This is a genomic window from Shewanella sp. c952, assembly GCF_019654975.1.
Taxonomy (GTDB): domain Bacteria; phylum Pseudomonadota; class Gammaproteobacteria; order Enterobacterales; family Shewanellaceae; genus Shewanella.
This window is the reverse complement of sequence record NZ_BPEW01000018.1, coordinates 31,285-55,969: the sequence shown is the minus strand read 5'-3', so window position 1 is coordinate 55,969 and position 24,685 is coordinate 31,285. Positions and strand designations below refer to the sequence as shown.

At 43.9% G+C, this 24,685-nt stretch carries 15 protein-coding genes and 1 riboswitch; of the genes, 5 read left to right on the top strand and 10 right to left on the bottom strand.

The genetic code is table 11. The features are described 5' to 3' along the window. Positions 1-13: 13 nt before the first annotated feature. The 4 genes from K5R16_RS13050 to K5R16_RS13035 all read right to left on the bottom strand — a co-directional run bounded on the left by K5R16_RS13050 (position 14) and on the right by K5R16_RS13035 (position 5,846). A complete protein-coding gene (locus K5R16_RS13050) occupies positions 14-826 on the bottom strand; it encodes a HesA/MoeB/ThiF family protein (protein ID WP_220738002.1) in 813 nt (270 codons plus the stop codon). Next, entirely contained in the window at positions 813-2,411 is a 1,599-nt protein-coding gene (gene thiE / locus K5R16_RS13045) for a thiamine phosphate synthase (RefSeq protein ID WP_220738001.1), read from the bottom strand. The genes K5R16_RS13050 and thiE overlap by 14 nt, the downstream gene beginning before the upstream one ends. A 2-nt stretch (positions 2,412-2,413) precedes the next feature. Next, entirely contained in the window at positions 2,414-4,426 is a 2,013-nt protein-coding gene (gene thiC, locus K5R16_RS13040; RefSeq protein ID WP_220738000.1) for a phosphomethylpyrimidine synthase ThiC, read from the bottom strand. Between the two features lie 156 nt (positions 4,427-4,582). Further along, positions 4,583-4,681: riboswitch (TPP riboswitch) on the bottom strand. A gap of 166 nt (positions 4,682-4,847) precedes the next feature. Beyond that, entirely contained in the window at positions 4,848-5,846 is a 999-nt protein-coding gene (locus K5R16_RS13035; RefSeq protein WP_220737999.1) for a hypothetical protein, read from the bottom strand. Between the two features lie 357 nt (positions 5,847-6,203). Here K5R16_RS13035 and K5R16_RS13030 point away from each other — a divergent pair, with 357 nt between their 5' ends. Further along, on the top strand, positions 6,204-6,893 hold the full coding sequence (locus K5R16_RS13030) for a hemolysin III family protein (RefSeq protein WP_220737998.1): 690 nt from the start codon (positions 6,204-6,206) through the stop codon (positions 6,891-6,893). A 60-nt stretch (positions 6,894-6,953) separates the two neighbouring features. Here K5R16_RS13030 and K5R16_RS13025 read toward each other — a convergent pair whose 3' ends face one another. The 5 genes from K5R16_RS13025 to def form a co-directional block, all read right to left on the bottom strand. Beyond that, positions 6,954-7,469, bottom strand: a complete 516-nt coding sequence (locus K5R16_RS13025) for a tRNA-uridine aminocarboxypropyltransferase (protein ID WP_220737997.1) — start codon at positions 7,467-7,469, stop codon at positions 6,954-6,956. A 78-nt stretch (positions 7,470-7,547) separates the two neighbouring features. After that, positions 7,548-10,715, bottom strand: coding sequence for an error-prone DNA polymerase (locus K5R16_RS13020; RefSeq protein ID WP_220737996.1), 3,168 nt, complete (start codon positions 10,713-10,715; stop codon positions 7,548-7,550). After that, positions 10,715-12,307 carry a DNA polymerase Y family protein gene (locus K5R16_RS13015; protein WP_220737995.1) on the bottom strand — a complete coding sequence of 531 codons (1,593 nt, stop codon included), beginning with the start codon at positions 12,305-12,307 and terminating at the stop codon, positions 10,715-10,717. The genes K5R16_RS13020 and K5R16_RS13015 overlap by 1 nt, the downstream gene beginning before the upstream one ends. 24 nt (positions 12,308-12,331) lie before the next feature. Continuing rightward, positions 12,332-13,843: a translesion DNA synthesis-associated protein ImuA gene (imuA, locus tag K5R16_RS13010; protein ID WP_220737994.1), complete on the bottom strand. Its 1,512-nt coding sequence runs from the start codon at positions 13,841-13,843 to the stop codon at positions 12,332-12,334. Between the two features lie 217 nt (positions 13,844-14,060). Next, positions 14,061-14,552, bottom strand: coding sequence for a peptide deformylase (def, locus tag K5R16_RS13005; RefSeq protein WP_220737993.1), 492 nt, complete (start codon positions 14,550-14,552; stop codon positions 14,061-14,063). 212 nt (positions 14,553-14,764) lie between these two features. Here def and K5R16_RS13000 point away from each other — a divergent pair, with 212 nt between their 5' ends. Then, the gene (locus K5R16_RS13000) at positions 14,765-16,486 is read left to right on the top strand and encodes an MFS transporter (protein WP_220737992.1); all 1,722 of its coding nucleotides are present in this window, start codon (positions 14,765-14,767) and stop codon (positions 16,484-16,486) included. A 68-nt stretch (positions 16,487-16,554) separates the two neighbouring features. On the opposite strand, the gene K5R16_RS12995 is transcribed toward K5R16_RS13000, so the two are convergent. Further along, positions 16,555-17,223, bottom strand: coding sequence for a hypothetical protein (locus tag K5R16_RS12995; RefSeq protein WP_220737991.1), 669 nt, complete (start codon positions 17,221-17,223; stop codon positions 16,555-16,557). Positions 17,224-17,445: 222 nt separating this feature from the next. Between K5R16_RS12995 and K5R16_RS12990 the strand changes: the two genes are divergently transcribed. The 3 genes from K5R16_RS12990 to K5R16_RS12980 all read left to right on the top strand — a co-directional run bounded on the left by K5R16_RS12990 (position 17,446) and on the right by K5R16_RS12980 (position 24,662). After that, entirely contained in the window at positions 17,446-17,799 is a 354-nt protein-coding gene (locus tag K5R16_RS12990; protein WP_259649875.1) for an MGMT family protein, read from the top strand. A gap of 30 nt (positions 17,800-17,829) precedes the next feature. Beyond that, complete coding sequence (locus K5R16_RS12985) at positions 17,830-18,621, top strand: DUF3108 domain-containing protein (RefSeq protein ID WP_220737990.1); 792 nt, start codon at positions 17,830-17,832, stop codon at positions 18,619-18,621. A 542-nt stretch (positions 18,622-19,163) separates the two neighbouring features. Continuing rightward, positions 19,164-24,662: a response regulator gene (locus K5R16_RS12980; protein WP_220737989.1), complete on the top strand. Its 5,499-nt coding sequence runs from the start codon at positions 19,164-19,166 to the stop codon at positions 24,660-24,662. Positions 24,663-24,685: the final 23 nt, after the last annotated feature.

Genomic DNA, 24,685 nt, shown 5'->3' with positions numbered 1-24,685 from the left:
CAGAGTGAAACCCCTAAACACCGCAGACACTGCAGTTGGGGTCGCGTAAAAGAGATGCTTGTCGCCAAACAAACCTTGCACCATCAAAGCGAAATAGCTTTCCAAGTAATTGAGAGCCGCTAGTGTTTGCTGTGTCAGCAATCTCATCTAATAACGGTCTAAGCTCAGCCTCTAGCAATAGGTTCAAGCTCATTAATGCCTGCATTGAGGCTAACGTGCCGACCATTGGCCCTAACACGCCGATCGTTTGGCAGGTTTGACTCACACTCATATCGCTTGGATATAAACACTGGTAACAACCTGATTCAGAAGCGATTTGTTGGTTAATACTCAATAGCTGCCCTTGAAAATTAGCTGCCGATGCTGACACTAAAGTGATCCCATGCTTTAAAGCTTGTTGATTAACTAGCTGCCTCACAGCAAAGTTATCGCTGCAATCGAGTAACAGATCAAACTCCGATGGCTTGCGACTAAACAGATCATCAGTATTGGCTGCACTTAGGTATTCGCAGTAGCTATAGATCTCACAATCTTCATAAGCACGCATCAGCTTTGTGGCTGCAACCTGTGCTTTATTAACGCCTAAATCCTCTTTGCTAAATAGTAACTGCCGAGGAAGATTCGATAGCTCAACTACATCGCCATCTACCAGTGTTATTTTGCCTATGCCTGCTGCAGCAAGGTAATGCGCCGCCAATGTGCCTAACCCCCCAACACCAATAATCAATAGATGGGATTGATTAAAAGTACTTTGGCCTTGCTCACCCACCTCAGGCAAAAGGATTTGCCGTGAGTAGTGCAAAAAGTCCTTATCAGAGAGCGTCATTAACAGCCCCCTCGGTCCACTGGTTGACTAAGGCTTGGTAAGCTTCGGCTGGATGTGTTGCCTGCGTGACAGCTCGCACGACTGCGATGTCATCCACACCCGTTAGTTTCACTTTAGCGAGCGTATCTGAGTCGATACCGCCAATCGCTACTATTGGTAGCTCGCCCTGCATCAAGTCAACATAGCGAGCTAACTTATCAAGCCCTTGGGGCGCTGATGGCATCTGCTTCGTCGTTGTCGGAAAAATATGCCCAAAAGCGATATAGGATGGTTTATGTTGCATCGCTAACAAGATCTCAAAGTAACTATGACTCGATAATCCAAGTGCGATATTTGCATCACTCAGCTGCTGTAGATTACTAGCAATAAGATCTTCCTGGCCAAGATGAACCCCAAAAGCTTGATGCTTTATGGCTAACTGCCAATGATCATTGATGAAGACCTGAGCCCTGTAATCTCGTCCGAACGCAATTGCTTGTACAATTTTTTGCTCAAGTAACGGGTCAGTGGGATCTTTAACTCGTAGCTGAATCGTCTTAGCTCCCGCTTTAAGCAGTTGTTGCAACATATCAAGCTCAGCAACCACAGGGTAAACACCTAACTGCATAGTGAGTTTCTTAAAGCCACTAGTATTCAGATTATTAGCACTCGTTCTCGCCGTAGCCTCATATAGCGGTTCGATAAATGGATAAACGGACAGTGCATTTGGCCAACCGCAACGCGCTAAACAGCCGGGACCACTGCCTGCCTGGTAGCTTTGAGCTAATCCTTGAGAAACATAAGCTTTAGCAACCACTACCGCGTCATTTAACACAAAGCCATGTGCCATCACAGTCGCAATTGCCGATGACAGTGTACAACCAGTTCCATGGTTGTTCTTGGTACTGATTCTGCTTGAGGTGAGCCAAAATACTTGCTCACTATGCATACTAGATATGCCAGCTACTTGATGACATACCAGCAAGTCTCGAGCAAGCTCTTCATCCCAATGAGGCCCAATATCGCCACCTTTGGCGAGTACTGACGTTTGTAGCTGCGCAGCTAACGTTTGTGCAGCCTGAACACTCTCCTCCGGTGTTAGCAACTGCCGTCCAGCTAACGTCGCAAGCTCTGTGACATTAGGGGTTATCAATGTTAGCAGCCCTTTAAGCGGCGTAAAGTCGAGCGTTGCAGCCCCAGTAAGCGTATCTCCGCAAGTTGCCACCATCACAGGATCGAGAATCACTGGCACAACTAAACCACGGTCTCGCCACTGTAAGTGGCTTTGCTGTAACCAGCTAGCCAGTAAATCTATCTGTTGCTGGTTTGCCAGTAAGCCAATTTTAATGGCATGAGGAACAATATCTGCCGCCAACACATCAAGCTGTGCGGTAAACATCTGTCGAGATACCGCTTCCACTGATGCGACAATGACAGAGCTTTGCGCTGTGACAGCAGTAATAGCACTGCAGCCATGCGCATCTAAATCATTAATCGTCGCCAAATCAGCTTGAATGCCCGCCCCGCCGCCGCTATCAGATCCTGCAATCGTCCACACGATAGGTCGATTGCAGTTTGGCACTGGGTTAGTATTAACCTGCGCCATATTTAATCCTCTAAAGCAGCTTCTTTAACGCTTTGTTCAACACCCGCTTCATGATAAAGCTCGGCACCTTTGGCTTTAAATTCGGCTGACATTTGCGCCATTCCGCTATTAATATCACTATCAGATAGCCCAGCAGGAGTGGCTTGTTCACTGTATGCTTGATATTCAGCAGCAGACTTGACCTCTAAGCCGCTAGATTCAAGCGCTTGCTTCTCTTGCGCTGCCGCATAATCTCGTACTTCTTGGGTTATTTTCATTGAACAGAACTTAGGGCCACACATAGAGCAGAAATGTGCCACTTTAGCTGACTCTTGTGGCAGAGACTCATCATGATAAGCGCGCGCCGTATCGGGATCTAAACCGAGGTTATATTGATCTTCCCATCTAAATTCAAAACGAGCCTTTGATAATGCATTATCGCGAATTTGCGCACTTGGGTGCCCTTTAGCAACATCACCGGCATGTGCAGCAATCTTATATGCAATTAAGCCCTGCTTAACATCTTCTTTATTCGGCAAACCTAAATGCTCTTTTGGCGTCACATAACATAGCATTGCGCAGCCATACCAAGCGATCATCGCCGCACCAATCCCTGAAGTGAAGTGATCATAACCTGGCGCAATGTCTGTTGTTTGTGGGCCTAATGTATAGAAAGGTGCTTCATCACAAACATCTAGCTGTTTATCCATATTCTCTTTGATTAAATTCATCGGAATATGACCTGGGCCTTCAATGATTGTTTGCACATCATATTGCCAAGCCACTTTCACCAGTTCGCCTAGCGTTTCAAGCTCAGAAAACTGTGCTTCATCGTTGGCGTCTGCAATCGAACCTGGGCGCATACCGTCACCGAGTGACAATGACACATCATAGGCGGCACAGATCTCACAGATCTCTTTAAAATGCTCATAAAGAAAGTTTTCTTTGTGGTGTGACAAACACCATTTAGCCATGATTGAACCACCACGAGACACGATGCCTGTCAATCGTTTTGCCGTCATTGGCACGTAACGCAACAGTACGCCTGCATGAATAGTAAAGTAATCAACGCCCTGCTCTGCTTGCTCAATCAAAGTATCGCGGAACGTTTCCCAATTAAGATCCTCTGCAACGCCGTTCACCTTCTCTAATGCTTGATAGATAGGGACGGTACCAATAGGCACTGGTGAATTACGAATGATCCACTCACGGGTTTCATGAATATAGCGGCCAGTAGACAAGTCCATTACAGTGTCTGCGCCCCAACGTGTTGACCAAACAAGCTTCTCAACTTCTTCTTCGATAGATGAAGTCACTGCAGAGTTACCGATATTAGCGTTCACTTTTACCAAAAAGTTACGCCCTATAATCATAGGCTCAGCTTCAGGATGATTGATATTCAATGGAATAATCGCGCGGCCACGGGCTATTTCGCTGCGAACAAACTCAGCAGTAATTGGCTCGCTGATTGAGGCGCCAAAGCTTTCCCCCTTATCTTTTTGGGTCAAAATTGGATCCGTAACCTCAGCCATTGCCATATTTTCACGAATGGCGATATATTCCATCTCCGGAGTGATAATGCCTTGGCGGGCGTAGTGTAATTGAGTGACACGCTGACCCATTTTTGCACGGCGAGGAGGCAGTAAAGATTCAAAGCGTAGGTGATCTAAACCATCATCAGCTAGACGTTGCTGGGTAAAGCCTGAGCTAACTGCGCTCAATTGCTCAGTGTCACCTCTTTCAATGATCCAGTTATTACGGAATTTTTCCAAGCCTTTACGCACATCAATATTGGCGTCAGGATCTGAATAAGCACCTGCGCAATCATAAACTTTAAGTGGCGGATTAGCTTCAAATTGAGGGTTGCTCTCATCTCCTCCAAGCAATGTGTCAGCTTGGTGAATTTGGCGCATAGCCACTTTTAGATCAGGACGACTGCCTTGTAGATACACTTTCTCAGAATTTGGATGCTGTAATGGTTTTAAGTTATCGATGAATTGTTGAGCCTGAGCTCGGGTTTCGCGGCGTTTAGACATTAGCAAACTCACTATTATAAAAATGAAGTTGCTTGTCAGGAGAGTTGAGAATGTAAAGTTGAAAGCTCAAAATTAAACAGCGTATGCACGCAGTTTTAAGATGCACTTAACCACCGAAATATTGCAGATGGCTATTTTAATATAGCCTTACAAATGCAAAAAATTTCGCTTGTTTCCTTCGCAGGTTCTAGCCTGATCAGGTTCAACGGATCCCGAATAAACGGTCTCAGCCATATGGCACTCCGACAAGATGAGGCTGCAGTATAATCCTATCTCAGGCTAAGACACAAGTTAACAGCCATAATAATACTTCAATCTAGAATCAATAAAAAAGAACACATAAACAACTATAAATAAAAGAATATTTCTCTAAAAACTCCAAATGTTGAATTTTATGGTGAAAAAACATCATGTCAATTAATCATTTCTTTCGGCTGATCATGCGTTTTTCTAACCGTGCTGAGATAGCTGCATTGATCGCTTTTTTGACTTTATCGCCACCACAGTTAAACGGAAAGCCGATATTTTCAGCATAGGGATTAATCTGAGTTGGGGTCTTTACAATCCGAAAGCAGGTATCACCTTGGCGCACCACTCGATTTGGATCGAGTCGATGATCGTTAGTAACAACTTTGCTGTACTCATCCACATCAGGAAACACCAGCTCCTCCATATCACCATCCATTACGCTTAAAGAGTGAGGGCCTGTGAACTCATTCGCTTTGTCGATGATCAATGCATCCAGCGCCGCATCATTTTGACGTTGTAAATATGATTGTGCGGCTGCCATGGCATTATAACGATTGCTTTTACTCACTATCTTAGCGCTAGTCTCTATAACACTCTCTTTAATTGCTTCTGCACTGTTGTTTAGCATTGTTTGGTCAGCTATTACGCTAGGTAAACTTTCCGCAGGTGTGTCCGGTTCAAGTTTTCCATTTATTTTTGCTTTTTTCTCGACAAGCTCTTTTGCGACTGACGCCTTTTTTGCTATCGCTTCATCATCAATAGGCTGTAACTGTGCTTTTTTAGGTGCAACATAAAGATAGGAACTAATTTTCACTGGCGTTAGAGCTGGCAGATGTAAACTTTGTTTAGCCCAGAACTGATTAATTATTGCGATAACTAAAACGTGCATGGCAACAACGAACAAAAGTAGAATAAACGCGGGGCTATGCCTGGGTGAAGACGACGCAGGATTGATAGGCTGTTTGCTATCCTTGGTTCTTTTTATTGCCGTTGCTATCGCAGTGACTCCATCTGTAGCGTTATTTCCATATATTGGCGCTAATAACCGCTTACAATCAGACTCAGCAAGATCTCTACTCGCACTGATTTTCCCTATGCTGCTATCGCGTTGCTTAGATTTTGAGTCATTTTGCGCTTGTCCATTAGCGCTAATTGCCGTAAAAGATGGCATAACAGATCTCTTCAAATTTTCAGTCCGATAATTTATTTTTTGTCCATAAAAAGCTGCGAGATAAGTAACTTAACGGCTTACATTCGAGTGTTCTAAATATGCCAATTTCAAAACCCCTTTAATCCAAACTGAAACAATAATCTCTATTTTATTGCAGTTTAAACCATTAGAGACTGCTTTTTTACAAAAGTTCAACATCTGAATAAAACAGCAATATTTCAGGTAAATTACCTAAATATCAGTACTATGCACTAGATACTATTTTAAGCTAACACGTGTACGCTAAAATTATAGCTTTTATGATTAAAGCTGATACACTGCAGATAATCGTGGTCTAACCAGAAGTCGCTTTCCCCTATGCCGAGTCAAGAGTCTACCCTTTCTTCAAAGCCAAATGTGGTCACTAACGCGAGTTATAGTGTTAAAGAGGAGCTTGCAAACAGCTTAAGCCACGGGCTAGGTGTAGTTGCCGGAGCCGTAGGTTTGATCATGTGTATCCTCAAAGGGTACGAGCAATTAACCTTTGTCCAAATGGCTGGTGTTATTGTTTATTGCGCCAGTATCATTTTACTTTTCCTTTGCTCAACGCTGTACCACAGTGCAACCGATATTGTTTTAAAACATAAGCTTAAAGTGGCAGATCATTGTGCTATCTACCTTCTTATAGCAGGTACTTATACGCCATTAATGCTGATCAGCTTAAACAGTGAAACCGGCAATGAGAATGCTAACTTAGTATTAATTGCAATCTGGTCATTGGCCGTTGGTGGTATTCTGTTTAAGACCTTATTTATTAACCGTTTCAAAGTATTCAGTTTGCTCTTGTACCTTGCGATGGGCTGGCTTTGCGTAACAGTAATGAAAGAGTTGATTGCAGGCATGTCGCCTTTGGGCTTTAACCTATTAATTATTGGCGGGCTGTTTTATAGCTTAGGGGTTATATTCTATGTCGCTAAACGCATTCCTTACAATCATGCCATATGGCACCTGTTTGTATTAGGCGGCGCAATTAGTCACTTTCTGTGTATCTATTTGACGGTGATTTAGAGGCTTCATTAACCCTAACCATACAAACAGTTTTTATCAAAATAATGATAAAGCTTTTTGCTAACCTTTAGCTTGGCTAAGCATTTGTTCAAACTCGATAGCTAATACTTCGGCCTCATGTCGCATATTGGCTTGTTTAAAAAGTGCGATGATACATTCAACGGTGCAAAGTCCGCCGTCAACTTGGTTACGTCTTAAGTTAAATTGAGAGTTTTGGCTAGTTGTTAAAGCGTATTTCTTTGCCTCTTTGAGATATGGACTTCGACGGATCATCTTACGCGCTTCTTGCCAGGTAGCATCTAAGATGACCAAAGTGTTAGGCCTGGATTTGCTAATACGGCTTTCATGCTTTTCTGTACAACTAGCTTCAGCTAAGTCAGCTTTTTCTACTACGGCCTCATCAGGAAACAACAAAGCACAATCACTTGTTTTAAGTAGCTTTAATAATGCTTCATCTGGCGCAGTTCTAGCCCAAACAATGCGTTTGCAATGCTCAGGGTAAACATTAATGGCAAGCTGGCCGGTATTCGTTGGACGGGTAGCTTCTCGTTCATGGGTTAACAGAATAATTTGCAAGCGCTTTTCTCTTTTACAGTCGACTGGTTCATTATATACGAGCGTTGCTAAATGAGTGAATCATTACCTTAGCTGTTATTAATGGAAATCTCGTGAGCGTACAACTAATTCATTTAACGCCGTTGAAATATCAGTCAACTTGCCAGCAACCACATGAGTGACTCCTGATTTACGTTCTAACACACCGGTCACCTTCATGATTTTAGCAACCAGATAAGCCTGCCTTTGCGCCTTGGCCGTTGCGCTCCAAACAATTAAGTTCACATTGCCAGTTTCATCTTCTAACGTAATAAAAGTAACACCGGATGCCGTACCTGGGCGTTGTCGTCCAACCACAAGTCCAGCCACAGTAACCACTTGACCACTGCGGCGTTCATCCAATTGCTCAGCAGTTAAACAATGGTGTACGCAAGATTTCCCCCGTAGCAAGCTCATGGGATGTTGGCCTAGTGTCACGCCGGTATAGGCGTAGTCAGCCTGCATAGACTCAGCAGCACTTGGACTGGGCAGAGCAACCTCTGCTTTCTGGCTCAATCCGCTGGGAGCTTGCTGCAGTTGACTATCGCCTTGCTTAAGAGCCATATCTTCTAAAGCAGTATCAAATAGCGGTAAGCTTGGTTGGCAGGCTGATAATTGCCAACGCACTTGATGACGATGGCCTGCAATGTCGGTGAATGCATCGGCACTGGCAAGTGTTTCCAGTTCATGACGTGCGATACCTAGGTAATAGATTTGGTCAATATGCGAAAAACCTTGCTCAGGTCGCTGCTTTATCAGCTTCTCGATCTCTTGTCTATTTAGGCCTTTTACCAAGCGAAAACCGAGGCGGATCGCGACACGATTGTCTGCTATTGTCACCAATGTATGCTGCCACTGACTACGATTCGCACACACAGCGAGTACCACCACTCCATGGCGCTGCACATCTTGGATTAGTTGCGAGGGGCTATAAAAGCCCATAGGTTGGCTATTAAGTAGCGAGCAGCAAAATGCTGCCGGATAGTGAAACTTCAGATAAGCAGATACGTACGCCAACAATGCAAAACTTGCGGAGTGAGACTCTGGAAAGCCATACTCTCCAAATCCCTTTATTTGCCGGTAAATCTGCTTAGAAAACTCTGCCGAGTAACCTCGGCTCTGCATGCCTTGCAATAATTTGGCTTCAAACTGCTGTAGCTCTCCGGAACGTTTCCAACTCGCCATCGCTCGCCGCAATTGGTCAGCCTCTCCGCCAGAAAAGCCTGCAGCAACCATAGCTAACTGAATAACTTGTTCTTGGAAAATAGGCACCCCCATAGTGCGCGACAATACTGACTCTACCTCTTTACTGGGGTAAGTCACTTTTTCGATACCATCTCTACGCTTCAAATAGGGGTGCACCATATCGCCCTGAATAGGCCCTGGTCGGACAATGGCTATTTGCACCACTAAATCATAATAACAATTGGGTTTAAGCCTAGGTAGCATTGAGGTTTGCGCTCTCGACTCAACCTGAAACACCCCAATGCTATCGCCACGTTGTAGCATCTGATACACCGGCGCTTGCTCCCATTCGACTTGATCCATCGTAAAACGATGCTTGCGCGTGCTAATAAGTTCAAAACACTTACGAATGGCTGTGAGCATACCGAGTGCAAGCACATCGACTTTTAGCAGCCCTAAGCTCTCTAAATCATCTTTATCCCACTGAATAACAGTTCTATCTGCCATCGATGCATTTTCAACCGGGACCAGTTCACTTAACGGTCCAGAGGAGATAATAAAGCCACCAACGTGCTGTGACAGGTGCCTTGGAAAACCCAAAATGCTCTGCACTAAGGGGAATAGGTATTTCCCCATCCCTTCGCTAGGCAGCAATGACTTTTCCTGCAGTTGCATCAACCAGTCAGTTTCTGTATCACGCCTATCGATACTGTGCTGCATATGATCTAAATGTTGCTTATCAATCCCCAGAGCCTTCCCCACATCCGCGAGCGCACTCTTAAAGCGATAACTTATCACTGTCGCCGCCAACGCTGCCCGTTCACGGCCATATTTGCGATAGATATATTGAATGATCTCTTCACGGCGTTCATGTTCAAAATCAACGTCTATATCGGGTGGTTCATTACGTTCTTTCGAGACAAAACGCTCAAACAACATATTGACTTTAGTCGGATCGACCTCTGTGATCCCTAAGCAATAACAGACCACAGAGTTTGCCGCCGAACCACGCCCTTGGTGCAAAATCTGTTGTGACTTCGCATATTTAACAATGTCGTAGATAGTTAAAAAGAAATACTCATATTGCATCGCCTTAATCAAAACCAGCTCTTTGTTATATTGCGCTGTTACACTGGCTGGAACTTGATTATTAAAGCGGCGCAATGCACCTTTATACACCTCTTGTGCCAAGTATTCGCTTGCTGAGAGTTCACTCGGAACCACCTCACTGGGATACTCATATTTAAGCTCCTCCAAACTAAAGTTGCATCTTTCAGCAATCGATAAACTATTCTCAATCCATTCCTTTGGATAGCGCTTATAGAGGGTCGCAGTCGGCTTTAACGCGGTTTCAGCATTGGCCAGCAGCAACTCTCCGGCTTGCACAAGTTCAGTCCCATATCGAATACAAGTAAGCACATCTTGCAACTTCTGCCGCTGCTGGCAATGCATGCGTACATTACCCGCAGCCACGCAAGGCATAGCCAGTTGCATAGCCATTTGTGTCCAAAGCTGGATTTTTAATGCTTCACCAGCCACCAAACTACGCTCCATCAGCAGATAGCAACGCTGAGAAAAATGCTGCTGCAGAGATTGCCCCACCGCTAATACAGCAGCCTGATAAGCGGCAATTTGAGTCGAAAGCTCACCGAGATCGCTGCGGATAGATTTAAGCGTAGGCGGTTGCCATAACAAAATGGTGCTATCTAAGCCCTGCAACAGTTCGCTAAATTGCAGTCGATATGCACCTTTTTCAGCACGGCGGCTTGTAGTGATCAGTTGACTGATCTGTCCATAACCTTTGCGGTTCATGGCAAGTAATACAAATACGCCTTCAGCTAACTGAAACTCAGTGCCCACCAGCAGCTTTATTTGATGTTTTTTAGCAGCCTCATGCGCTTTGACTATCCCGGCAAATGAACACTCATCTGTAATAGCAATCGCTTGGTAACCAAGCTCAGCAGCTTGCCCTACCAACTCATGGGGATGTGAGGCACCTCTAAGAAAAGTGTAATTAGAGATAGCATGTAATTCAGCATACATTAGCCAAACCAGCCATGTAAGAAGAAGCGATTACCCTCTTTAAATACCCAACACAGTCCACCTTGATAATGGCAGGCAACATAGTAGTCTCGACATACTTGCGGCTCTTGCCACCATAAGGTTTGCAACCTTTCTGGCCCTTTTAAAAGCTCAACTTGTTCAACCGCGATCCACTCTGGCGTTGTTAACAGCCAGCTTGGGCGACACGCTCCAGCGTACAGAGCACTTGAGCCAGATGTAACTTCAGGCAATGCTTGTTGTCGTTTGTCCGTTATAGACTGATCTTTAGCTGTTACAGACAGATCGGTAGCTACCCAACTATCCTCTGGCAGGTGCGCAGAACTAGCCTGCAACCCTTTTACTTTGTCTTTGCCAAGCCTTGCTTGCAACTGAGCCATTAGCCGCAATGCTTTTTCTGACCTCTGCCCTTGCGCTACTTTCTGTTGCCCAAACCAACTGTCATGCGAAACCGCTATTGGCACAAATTTATCGACATAAATAACCATTTCAACCACAGGTTGATACAGAGTGACACGCTCAAGTTGCATACGACATAGGCTCAATAAACTGTCACTACGATGCTCTGCAAAAGGATATTGAATAACAATATCGAGCTTACTCCGATCGCTGTCACGATAGATAAGGCTCAGCTTAAGTTGTTGAATGGCAAGCTGACGCAGCTGTAAGTAGCTTGCCATCTCTTTTAACATTCTTCCCAAGGGGAAAACGATCCCCTGCATTAATTCAACCTCATACAGTAAGGTGAGCTTTTGTTGATAGCTTTCTTCCGGCTCAAAATAGATTAACGGTTGAGGTAAGCTGCCTGATATTTTAGCCAGTAACTGCAACAGCTTTACTCCAAAGCGCCTTCCAAGCTCTTTATCAGGTAAAGCAGACAGTGATGCAAAAGATTTAATACCCATATCGTGCAAACTTTGTTTTAAAAAATCTGATAGTGGTAATAAAGCAATCGGTAGTTGATTAAGTAATGGCAAAGTTTTATCGGCGTTAAGATAGTCATTTGGGCTAAACGTTTCAGCAGTGAGCTTAGCTTGTTGATTTCCCATTGAAATATCACACGCAAGTAGCTGCGCGGCTAAAGGGGTTTTGGCGAGCGCAAGTGAAACCTCTAAACCTAACGCTTGAGCGCGTTGGCGGTACTGCTCAACAAGCTTATCAATACCATTAAAAATGAGCGCCATGGAACTGACTTCCAGTAGCAGTGTATTGGGCAAAAAGTCATCGACATCAAGCTTAGTTTTCGACGTCTTTTTTTGCTGCTCATTGGTTAATGAACAGCGTAGCGGTACAACTCTGGCACTGAATTCGTAGCTCCATTGACACAACCAGTCTGAAGCTTGTTGGCTAATAGAAGCATCAAACTCCACCAACATAGCCGATGGCATTAAACTTTGTGCAGTAGACAGGCTCATTCCAAATTTCACGCCAGCCTGTTCACTCTGACTATCAAGCGCGAGCACTTGCAGTGACTTCGGCTCATACAGCAATACTGCTGTGCTTTGCTCCAGCTCATTACGATAACAAAAATATTGCAATGCCCATTGCGGGTAATGGGCGGCTAGCCATAACATGTCAATCAGCAGCCTATATAAGGGTTAATGGATCTTGTGAGCAAGATTGCGCGCTGCAGGTAATAGGCTATAAGAGGGGTCAGCCCACGAATCGGCAGTGGAGCTGTCTTCAAGTGTACCTTGGGGGCAATCTCCAACCTTAGAAAACCAGGTAGCGGCAAGTTCGTCACCTTGTTTAATGGAGCCCTGCACAAACTCACTAAAGGGGCGTTTAAGAGAGCTTGTAGCTTGCAGGCTTAATCTGCGTATAGGTTCAAGGGATAAAGCTGACTCTTTATCCTGTACCGAGCCTTGATAAACGGGTTGAAGATCCGCGCCGTTCTGCTCTTTAATGCGGATACCCGTACGATGACTGGTAATCCTAGTGGTTGTCGTAGTCAGTGTTGTCATAGTCAGTGTTGTCATAGCGATACTCACATTTGTCACCTTGATAAATGCATGCTGATAACTTGCAGTAATCAATAACAGTGGCTGGCTAAACACCACACTATAATCGGCAAGCCCTTCATCAATGCTCATCGATAACGTTTCAAAGGCTGCAGTATCGTGTACTTGAGTAAACTGCTGGCAACTGTGCGGCTCAACATCAAAGCTCTGTTCCTGTAAGGTATTTTGCATCGGGTGTGCATCGACACCAAGTAGACTTTCCTTTATATGTGGCGGTAGCAAGGGCAAACTCAACATAGGGCTAGGCCAGCCTCCTCTGCGTTTAATAATATTGACCTCGGTCATACCTAAATGACTATTTAAAAATGGGGTAAATGCGGCTTGTTTAGGCACCAATTTCAATATAGGCGCAGCAGCGCTTGAGCCTGCATGGTCATGATGAGCACTGAGGTGATTAACGCTATTTCGAGCCGAAAAATGCTGTCGCTGCAGCCCTAAGCGTAAGTTCACAGGATGTGACTGCTGTGCACAACGGGTTGGCAAATAGAGCATGCATAACGACTCGCCCTTCTCTGCTGCGAGCTGTAAACGTCTCGCTTCAGTGGTCGACAAGTTATCTAACCAAGCCAGCACTAGCGGCACACAACCACTCGAAAGCGCCTGCTCAATAGCCCAAAGACGTTCTTTTCGCTCTTCGGTATCAATCCAGATTAAACGCGCTAATTCGAGCCCTTGCTGCAAGAGTGCTTGAGCAGAAGGAATGTGAGGCGGTGCCACCAGCATAACCATCGCATCTTGCTGTTGTGTAAAGGCTTTTGTTGCTGATAAATTATAGCCAATAAGTTGACTGAGCATGGGTAGTACCATACTCAGTTCACCTTGACCGACACCATCACACAGCACTTCACATACACCAATTTGTGGCCAGCCATTATCTGCAAGGTGCTCATCAAGTAGTGAGAACCCCGTTGGATAAGCCAACTGTTGCTGCTGCCACTGCTGCCCACGCCAAATATCTTGCCGTGCCAGTAATTGATTCAATGAGCTCGCATTATCCTCAACGGGATTTAGACGCGGCGCACTGCCAACCCGCTCTGATGTCGCTATATCTTGCAGTATCGAATATGCCTTCGCACTTGAATGCCCCATATCTACACCTTTTGTGGTAATAAAAGCGTATTCATTTGAAGGGACCCCTGCACATTTGACTGGATTTATTCCCACACAACAAACACTGTATATACATACAGTATAGTTATCTTCATTAAGATCGCAAGCATTGGTTTATACCAAGCCAGTTCTTCCAGCCAAAAAAAACGCCCCTCTAAAAAGAGGGGCGTTATCGAAATGGTTTACAGTGAATGAATTATTTATACTTTTTCACTTTTTTAAGCGCGATTTGTTGTTTTAGCATCGACAGATGATCGGTAAACACAATACCTTTCAGATGATCCATCTCATGTTGCAGTACAATCGCAAGAAACTCATCGGTATCAATTTCGAATGCTTTACCTGTGCGATCTAATGCTGTGACCTTAACACCTTCATGGCGATTCACTTTAGCGCGGTAACCTGGGATAGATAAACAGCCCTCTTCGCCTTGGAACTCACCACGTGCTTCAACAATTTCAGGATTAATTAATACCATAGGCTGATCACGCTCTTCAGACAGATCGATAACCAAAATGGCGTGTAGGCTACCCACTTGTGTTGCTGCAAGCCCAATACCGTCATCGGTGTCGTACATGGTTTCAATCAAGTCATCAATAAAACCCTGTACCGCATCAATGTCTTTAACAGGCTCAGCTTTACGCTTAAGTCGAACATCAGGGATCGTTAAAATTTCTAACACAGCCATATCATTATCACACTAGTATTAACTAAAAAATTCGCGCTATTATGACCGAATCAACAACAAAGGCAACTCCCAGCTGGTTTAGCTTGGTAAACTTATACCAATTGAGCCCCTCGGCAACTTCCCCTACAAAAACCATAAGCAGACAATTCAGTCCATTTAATGGATCAGTTATGTTATATTTGCAGAAATGTATAAAATATACGGATAATAATATGTCACAAGCTGTGCGCTCCCCTTTACCCCCTACATTCTTTGTCGCTAATACTATGGAGATCTTTGAACGACTCGCTTGGTATGGTTTCTTCGCGTTGTCATCCCTCTATATGACGTCACCACAAAACCAAGGGGGACTCGGGTTTTCAGACCAAGAGCGTGGCCTTTTACAGGGTATGATCCCTTTCTTCTTATATCTCTTCCCAGTACTAACGGGGGCTCTCGCTGACCGCTATGGCTACCGAAAAATGTTCTTAGTCGCCTATGCGATCATGTGTCCCAGTTACTACTTACTTGGTCAAGTAGACAGTTTCAGCGGTTTCTTTATTGCCTTTATGGGCGTTGCCGTCGGAGCTGCATGTTTTAAGCCTGTCGTAACAGGTACCGTGGCACGCACAACCGATGATACTAACCGTGGTCTAGGTTTTGGGATCTTTTACATGATGGTCAATATTGGTGGATTCTTGGGTCCATTCGTTGCTGGTTATGTTCGCGCCATCAGCTGGGACTGGGTGTTCATCATGTCCTCATTCTGGATTGCACTAAACTTTATTCCTGCACTGTTTTTCTACAAAGAACCAACAGATCAAAATAGCCAAAAAGGTAAACCACTCAAAGCAGTCTTTAACGATATCCAAGAAGTACTCGGTAACGCCCGTTTCGCTATTCTATTTTTTGGTACGCTCATTATATTAATGTCTTATGGCGCGAAGTGGATCACCGGCGAAACAACGTTAATCATCTACGCTGCCTGGTTCACAGGTCATCTTATATGGGACAAGCTAGCTTCCTCTAATAAGGGTGCACCTTGGTATGGTCAAAAAATTAGTTTAGGCAATAAACCTTTTGTGATCTATCTGCTTATTCTATCTGGCCTATGGATGGTCTATCAGCAGATATTTATTACCCTTCCAATCTACATTCGCGACTTTGTCGACACTACGGATTTAGTGTTAATGCTAGCCAACTACCCTGACTTGCAGCAATTCTTTGCCCCTGTCGATACCGCGTTACTGCAATCAGAGCTAACTCGCTTAGCGCAAGAGTTCGGCGCAGGCACATTAAATGCCAAGCAAGCCTATTTTGAGCTAGTTCATGCCAAAGTGATGGTGCCTACAACAGAAATAGGCCAAGCGTTTGCCGCCATTTCTCAAACCCCAGCCTTAGCAGCACAATATGCTCAAAGCTGGGCTAATGACTATCGCCAAGTGAACCCTGAATACCTAATTGGACTTAACTTCTTGTCGATTGTTTTGATGCAGTTATTAATCAGCCGTTTTGTTGAACGTTTCCAAGCATTACCAGTGTTGGTTGGTGGTACGATTATTCTCGCACTGGGTACTGCAATTGGTGGCTTTGCACATGGTGCAGTCATGGGCGGCGCGATGGTACTGACATCTATTTTAGTGTTCTCGATTGGCGAAATGGTTGCGTCTCCAAAGAGCCAAGAGTATGTCGCAAGCTTTGCTCCCAATGACAAGAAAGCCATGTTCATGGGTTACTACTTTGTATCATCAGCGATTGGATTCTTACTGGCAGGCCCGCTATCTGGTTACCTTTACAGTGAAGTCGCTAAAGGTGCTGAACGCCCAGATCTAATGTGGTTTATTATTGGTGCACTTGGCCTACTCACCGCATTTGGTTTGATCATCTTCCATAAATTTGGTGTAACTCCACAAGCACAAGATGAGATTAATGGCGATCTTGCTCAAGCAAATTAAATTGATATAAGCGCTAAATCGTCATGATAAAGCCCGCGCAAATGCTATCTGCGCGGGCTTTATCTAGATTAGAACTGCGAACGTACCGCAAACACCCACTGCGTATCATTGCTTTCAATATTTTCAAGTTTTTCCCAATCATACTGATAGCGAATTACCCATGACCACTGCGGGTTAACTTGATAACCCATTGCCAACCATCCGCGAGCATCAAAACGCTCAATGCCGTCAATACCAGCATTCGCACTGGCGTACAGTTCGCTGTACCAATGTTCTGTGATAGGTTTAAGTACTGTCATACTGGCATTAGCTGCAGTGCTATCGGTGTAGGATTTAACCGCCAAATGGTTAACCGCTAACTCAGTAAACACTTGAGTGTTTAGCCAGCCTTTGTGCTCATACATTAAGCCTAGCTGATATTGGTAATGACTCGATCTACCGTCAGGGGTATCGGTTTTACCATGATCAATCGACGCCCGCAGGTGCCACTGATTAGTTGAATAAAGGTAACCCAAATGCCATTTATCACCGCCGGTATTCGTATTGCCCGAAAATTTTTGATGGCTAGTGGCCAAACTACCACCCACTTTAAGCACATCGCCATCAAAACCAACATAGAGCGAATCGCTGAGATTTAGTGGATCAGCAATATGGCGATACTGTTCGGCTAAAGCAGGCACGGAAAAAGTTGACAGCAACAATGAACAAACAAGAGGCTTGGTAACCTGCATAGACATGATATATACCGTAAAAAAGCGCTATTATTACGTTAGCACCAAGTGTCAGCAAGAACTTTTACCTTATATTACAATGCACTAATAAGTGCGCAGCATGCACGTAAAACATTAACAGACGTAACGTAATTAAACACATTAAAAAAGCTTAAAAGCACTGTAGAGTGATACAAATTAGCGATAGTATTCAATACCAATCAGTATAAAATCTAGGGATAGTGGTAAATGCAAAGCGATATCAAAGCTTCACCGATGACGCAAATTTGGCATATTGTGTCTATGATCCCTGAAGGGAAAGTTAGCTCATACGGAAAAATAGCAGATTTAGCAGGGCTACCAGGTCGAGCGCGTTATGTATCCAAAGCACTGAAGGCAGCGCCTGATTCACTCGCTCTGCCTTGGCATAGAGTGATCAATAGTCAGGGTAAAATCTCTTTTGCAGAACATACCCAACCTTATATTGATCAAATGGAGAGACTACGCGGCGAAGGTGTTATGGTTAATCGCGGTAAAGTGAAATTATCAGATCACGAGTGGCGACCGGATATGGCAACATTAGTACTTTCAATACCCTTTTGAAGCCCAAAATTCAATGTAAAGGAGACGTATTTGTCTAGAAAATTATCGATTATATTTGCGGTCAGCTTACTGTTTACAAGCAACATAGTTATTGCAGACACTACGCCTCTGACGCCTCACACTGCAGAGTATCAGGTCAACTATGGCAGTATTGAACTTGGCCGAGCACGATACATTTTAGCGGCTCCCGAGGGTGATCAATTCCGCTACCGTTTTGATAGCGACGTCAGCCTGCTCATGCTTTCAGACCAACGTCATATCCGCAGCGAATTTACACTAGACAATAATCAACTCATTCCGATGCGCTACTCAGTAGAAAGAACGGGGACAGGGCCTAACTTTAGAGAACAGATAGCCTTTGCTAAAGGACAAAACGTCGTTCATAGCCGCTATAAAGATGAGCGGGCAAAATTCCCCTACGATGAACAGCTATTTGATCCACTGATGGTGCAGTTGCAATTTAGACTCGACATGGCTGCAGAGAAAGAGGAACTGCATTACACCATGGTGAAAGAGGGTGAGATTGATGACTATGGCTTTAAAATTGTCGGTAAAGAGCGGGTTAATATTGAGAGTGGAAGCTATCAAACTATAAAGTTTGAAGTTAAGCGTGACAGTACTAAACGACAAACCTTTTTCTGGATGGCGCCAGAATTAAGCTACCTACCAATCCGCCTAACTCATTTTGAAAAAGGCAGTAAACAACTCGATATCACCCTACTCAACTATAAATTTGAGCAAAAAGTCGCTCCGATAATCACCACTCCCGAGCAAGCATTAACTGAAACGACAAAACCACAAGATGCAGGGTCAGATAACTAGAGGTTCTCGCTTTTTACTGTAATGAGCTGAGCCTCTCTTTTATGATAGCTAATACCAATCAGTATATACCCGTTCTACCTGAAGATGCTCGTTTCAGAGGCAATGTGCCAGTTCAATTCTAGGCGCATTAACGTAAAAATGGTTATTCCCTTTTAAGTGAGTGCAACAACGAAGTGGGCTGACACAAAGCCTTCGTCGATGGGCTTTAATCGGCTTTACTCAGTGTTATTGATTTTACTAAGGGAATGACCATTCGTGGCAATCAATGCCGTGATTAAAGTCCATTAAATTCCCACTGAATCCTGCATCTTCAGGTAGAACGGGGATAAGAGAAGCTTTAGCTCGTTTTTACATACAAACACGTTAAACCATTAGCAATATTGGTATAGCACTTTCAGCCTGTTAGTTAAGATTTTACCTGCGTAAATATAAAATAAAAACTTCTACTTATTCAATAAGCAACAACCTGTTTTCCTTGTTAGACGTACCATTCTTGTGTAGTTTTAAGGTAGCCCTCTACATATGTTACTAGGACGTAAAACATGCACACTGTCATTCTACAAAATAGAAAGCCGGTCAACAGGATGCAATGGGTTGTTTTATTCATAGTACTCGTCATTGGTCTTACATTTTCATACTCTTATGCAGCAGACCAGCCAAAAGCATACCAAGCTCAGTTGTCGGCGGCTGATATTAAAAATATCGCTACAGAGCTGAAATACTATGATGAAATTCTAACCTCCTCCGTACTCAGCTATGGGTTTTCTGGTGATGAGAAATGGCTAAATCGCTATGATGAATATGAACCTAAACTTGAAAAGTTAATTGAGCGACTTCTATCAAGACAAAATGCAGCAGACAACGAACTAGTTAAAGCATTGGAAAGCACTAATGTTAAGCTCGTGACTTTAGAAAATCAGATGATAAATGCTATTAAGCAAGGCGATCGCAAGCAAGCGATGGCAATTATCAACGGTGATGAATATCACAAGCTAAAACACGACTATCTCGAAGACATTATCTCTTTTACCGAAACACTTAGCGCTAGGGTAACCACCTCAACAGACAGTACCGATCAAAAAGTCATATTAACCCCTGAAGAGAAGAAGTGGATAGCTGAACATAAAGTGGTTATTGGTATCGACAATTGGCCACCAATGTTATTCATGCAAGAGGACGGCAACATTGGTGGTTTGGCTGGCGCTATCATCAACAAGATAGTTAAAAATACCGGGTTACAGTTTGAGATTAAACAAGGCGAATGGAATAGCAATGTAGACGCCTTTAAACGTGGCGAGATAGATCTACTGCCTGATGCTTATTATGAGGAGGACAGAAAAGCATTTGGTCGTTACAGCAAACCTTTCTTCTTAGTCCGCGAACTCTTTCATGTAAAAAACAAAAATACTTATTTACTCACTAATGGCGATCTAGCCAACGCCACGATTGCAATGCCGCAAGGCTATACCAGTCGTAAAAAGCTCATCCAGCTATACCCTAATATCACTATCGTAGAGACTGCGGATATTAATGATTCTATTAAGATGGTTTTATCAGGAGAAGTGGATGCATTACTCGACTCAGAGTTAGCCATTCAACACGCTATGCGTCAACAGGGTAATACCGAGCAGATTAGAGCAATAGATGAGGATGTATTTCCACCGACTTCGGTGCACCTTTTTAGCACTAATCGCTACCCTATTCTGCATTCTATTTTACAAAAAGGACTTGATTCACTCAAACTAAGAGATCTAATGTTAACCAAGAACGATTGGTTAACCTCGGACGTGGAACCTACCCGAGAGAAGCAACCTGAGTACCTAGATTCTTTATTTACGATCATGCTTATCGTAGTCGCTCTGTTCGTATTTGCCACTATTATCAGTTCACGAATTTTAAAAGCTAATGACAAAGAGTTAGCCACACGTTTTAGCTCCAAAAGCTTTAAACGTGCGATCTATATCGGGCTTACGGTTTTATCCATCGTGCTTATTGGTGTTATAGCCATGGTCACCCGATTTGCAGAGCAAAAAACACTTAGCGAAGTCGAATACAACTTACAAACCTTACTTGCTTCAACGCATCAACGACTGTTTTTTTGGGTCGATTACGAGCTCAGCAGTTTGCAACAAGTGGGTAGAAACCACGAACTGGTCGATTTAGTTGAACAACTACTGGTGCTACCAAGAGATAAAGAATCACTGCTTGAAGCAACGCTTCAAGCCAAAGTACGTAAGTTCTTTAGTGATCGTGAAGGCGAGCCTGGATCCTTTGGCTTCTTCATCATCGCCCCTGATAAAATCAGTCTGTCTTCACGCCGTGATGCCAATATTGGCGCTATCAATATCATTCAGCTGCAACGCCCAGCGCTACTAGAAAAAGTGCTCCAAGGCGAAAGTGTGTTCGTCCCGCCTATCAGATCAGACGTTTTCTTTGAGCAAAAGTCCAGTAGCAGTATTGCTGATAAGCCGCCGACAATGTTTTTTGCCGCGCCAGTGGTGAATAGCAACAATCAAGTTATTGCCATTATAACCAAACGAGTGAATTTTAATGGCGAGTTCTCTTCTATTCTATCGGCAGGTTTTATAGGCCACAGTGGTGAAACCTATGCCATTGATAAAACAGGCCTACTATTATCTAACGTGCGCTTTGAAACCCAACTGCGCGATATCGGGCTTATCACACAAGATCAAGACGCTTCACTAAATGTGCGCATTGCCGATCCCGGAACCAATTTACTTAATGCTAAAAACCCTGTGACCCCCGATGCAAATTGGCCGTTAACCTTAATGTCAGCGGGAATATCTAATAAGCAATCAGGTTTTAATTTGGAGGGTTACAATGACTACCGAGGTGTACAAGTAGTCGGCAGCTGGCTATGGGATGAAAACCTCGACATGGGTCTTGCCGCCGAGGTTGATGTCGATGAGTCCTTTGCCCTTATTCGCATCTTTAAATACACCGCTTGGTCGATTGTGTTTATTTCATTAGCCCTACTATTGGGCAGTACCTTATTTACCTTACGGGTGGGTACCCGTGCAACTCGCGCCTTAACCCGTTCACGTAAAGAGCTAGAAGTGCTTGTTAAAGAGCGAACCGAAGCGCTAAAAGCTGCCATGCAAAAAGCTGAAGGGGCGACACTATCATTAGCTGAGCAGATGAAATTCCAACAATTACTGATAGATACCGTCCCTATTCCACTTTTCTATAAAGATGCTGATGGCAAGTTTTTAGGGTTTAACAAAGCCTACGAAGAGATATTTCAAGTTGAGTCTAAAGACTTGGTTGGCTTAACAGTCAATGACCTCACCTATTTGAGCGAAGCGGATCGCAAACTTTACCAAGCAGAAGACGATGAAGTCATATCGAATCAAACCACCATCAAAAAGGAGATGCGGATCCCCTTTGCCGATAACAAGGTGCACGACACGCTATATTGGGTAACGGGGTTTAAAGACAGTAACGACATCCCCGCTGGCTTAGTCGGTAATTTTATTGATATTACCACTGAGAAGGAAAATGCCAGACAGCTTGAAATAGCCGTCAAAACGGCCGATGAAGCGACCCGTGCTAAAAGTGACTTTCTAGCCAATATGAGTCACGAGATCCGTACACCAATGAACGCTATTATTGGGATGAGTTATTTAACTCAGCAGACAGAATTAAACCGAAAACAATCTGATTACGTAACCAAAATCCAAAATTCAGCCGAATCATTACTGGGCATTATTAACGATATTCTCGATTTTTCTAAAATTGAAGCAGGAAAATTGGAGCTCGAAACAACACATTTTAACCTTAATGATAGTTTTGACAATCTTGTGCAAATTATCTCCCATAAGAGCCAACAAAAAGGGTTAGAGTTGCTTATCGATATTGAACCCAATCTACCAGTAGACCTCATTGGAGACCCTTTAAGGCTGGGACAAGTGTTGATAAACCTTGCCAACAACTCAATGAAGTTCACCGAAGAAGGCGAGATCATCGTTAAAGCCCGTGCAGCAATGCAAGACGAACAGCATGTAACAATCGAATTCTCGGTAAAAGACACCGGCATAGGTATGACACCTGAGCAGCAAAGTCGTCTGTTTAAATCTTTTAGCCAAGCAGATGCATCGACCACTCGAAAATATGGTGGAACTGGATTAGGACTAACAATCTGTAAGACATTGACCGAGTTAATGTCTGGTGAAATTTGGGTTGAAAGTACCTATGGTGAAGGCAGTACCTTCTTGTTCACGGCTAAGTTTGCCATTGCAGACATAGATACCACCCAGACTGAAGTCTCGTCAGAGAGCTTATTAGATCTTCCGATGCTCATTGTCGATGATAGCGTTGCCGCTCGAGAGATCTTATACACCCTATCAGAGAGTCTAGGTTTCCGAGCAGACTTAGCCGCGACAGGCGCAGAAGCAATAGAGAAAGTTAAGCTTGCAGATAGCCAAGGTGAACCTTACCAACTGGTACTCGCGGACTGGAAAATGCCTCAGATGGATGGGCTAGAGCTGTGCAAAAAAATCCAAGATGACGACACATTAGTCAACCAACCTAAGTTAGTCATCGTCACCGCCTACGATCGTGATGAAATGCTAAAGAAGGCGGACAAAGTGCAACTTGATAGTGCAATAACCAAACCCGTCAGTGCCTCGACCCTATTCGACACAGTGATGGCCGTAATGGGTAAGACCTCGCCCCAACCCGCAGCTAACCAGCATGGGAAGCTGAATATCTCTGCAGCAAAAGATATCGTTGGCGCCCATGTCTTATTAGTTGAGGATAATGATATTAACCAAGAGATCGCTACCGAACTGCTCTATATGGCAGGCATCGAGGTTTCAACCGCTTGCAATGGTGAAGTCGCTGTCGATATGGCACTTGCCAATCACTACGACGCCATTTTAATGGATATTCAAATGCCAATTATGGATGGATACCAAGCCACCCGAAATATTAGGCGCAATCCTGACAGACAGCTTATTCCTATAATCGCCATGACGGCCAATGCGATGAGTGGCGATCGAGAGAAATGCCTTGAAGCAGGGATGAATGACCATATTCCAAAACCTATCAACCCGCAAGAGGTATACAAAACACTGGCCAAGTGGATCGAACCGACAGGAAAAGAGTTGCCTCAAACCGTTAATAGCAACGATGCACATGACAAAATAGTGCAGCTTGAACTACCTGATTTTGATGTCGACAGTGCACTAGCACGCATGTCTGGCAATCAAAAGGCATACCAGAAAATGTTAGCAAAAGTGGTGCAATCCCAAGGGGATGCTGTTGCCACCGTAAGCCAAGCTATTGCCAATAACGATATAACCAGTGCAATAATTGCCATTCATACATTAAAAGGAGTAGCAGGCAATATTGGCGCAATGTTTGTGGTACCAGTCGCGGAACAAATTGAATCCAACCTAAACCAGCAAAAACAGGACAACTATTGTGCTGTTGATACACAGCTGCAACGACTTTTAAACGAGTGCCAAATACAACTAAATAAAATGGTCAACACCATTGAACAGGCATTAACTAAGGCAAACACGACAACACTCGGGAGTGGGATATCTAAAGCTGAATTGAAAAAACAGCTTGAAAACCTTAATCAACAAATAGAGCAACTTGATAGCACCGCAGTCGATGGCTTAGATACCCTATTTGAACAGCTACAAGCCGCTAATGACTCACTTATCGGTCAATCACTGTATAAAGCACTATCACAATATGATTTCGACGAAGCTGAAACGCTCATCGGACCTTTCAGCCATGACCTACTGTCATTGCTTGAACAAGCAGATCCTGTGCAGCAAATTAACCATCTTGCAGTTGATGAGATCGTAAGCCAACTTAAAGTCATTGAGTCGCAAATAGAGGATTTTGACTCTGCTGCGGTTGATGGCATCGAATCCTTGCTCGAATGCCAACTACCATCGGATGTGCAACAAGCTGTGCAAGGGCTACTCGCAACCTTGAGTCAATACGATTTTGAAACTGCAGAGTCACAGCTCAAACAGCTTTTGAGTACGATTGATAAAAAATGATGCCGTCACCTAAACCAATAATA

Excerpts from the sequence above, each read along its gene's own strand:
- K5R16_RS13030 (WP_220737998.1), top strand. The coding sequence starts at position 6,204 with ATGCCGAGTCAAGAGTCTACCCTTTCTTCAAAGCCAAATGTGGTCACT.
- K5R16_RS13050 (WP_220738002.1), bottom strand. The coding sequence starts at position 826 with ATGACGCTCTCTGATAAGGACTTTTTGCACTACTCACGGCAAATCCTT.
- K5R16_RS13015 (WP_220737995.1), bottom strand. The coding sequence starts at position 12,307 with ATGTTATGGCTAGCCGCCCATTACCCGCAATGGGCATTGCAATATTTT.
- K5R16_RS12995 (WP_220737991.1), bottom strand. The coding sequence starts at position 17,223 with ATGTCTATGCAGGTTACCAAGCCTCTTGTTTGTTCATTGTTGCTGTCA.
- thiE (WP_220738001.1), bottom strand. The coding sequence starts at position 2,411 with ATGGCGCAGGTTAATACTAACCCAGTGCCAAACTGCAATCGACCTATC.
- K5R16_RS13020 (WP_220737996.1), bottom strand. The coding sequence starts at position 10,715 with ATGTATGCTGAATTACATGCTATCTCTAATTACACTTTTCTTAGAGGT.
- K5R16_RS13000 (WP_220737992.1), top strand. The coding sequence starts at position 14,765 with ATGTCACAAGCTGTGCGCTCCCCTTTACCCCCTACATTCTTTGTCGCT.
- imuA (WP_220737994.1), bottom strand. The coding sequence starts at position 13,843 with ATGGGGCATTCAAGTGCGAAGGCATATTCGATACTGCAAGATATAGCG.
- K5R16_RS12990 (WP_259649875.1), top strand. The coding sequence starts at position 17,446 with ATGCAAAGCGATATCAAAGCTTCACCGATGACGCAAATTTGGCATATT.
- thiC (WP_220738000.1), bottom strand. The coding sequence starts at position 4,426 with ATGTCTAAACGCCGCGAAACCCGAGCTCAGGCTCAACAATTCATCGAT.
- def (WP_220737993.1), bottom strand. The coding sequence starts at position 14,552 with ATGGCTGTGTTAGAAATTTTAACGATCCCTGATGTTCGACTTAAGCGT.
- K5R16_RS12980 (WP_220737989.1), top strand. The coding sequence starts at position 19,164 with ATGCACACTGTCATTCTACAAAATAGAAAGCCGGTCAACAGGATGCAA.
- K5R16_RS13035 (WP_220737999.1), bottom strand. The coding sequence starts at position 5,846 with ATGCCATCTTTTACGGCAATTAGCGCTAATGGACAAGCGCAAAATGAC.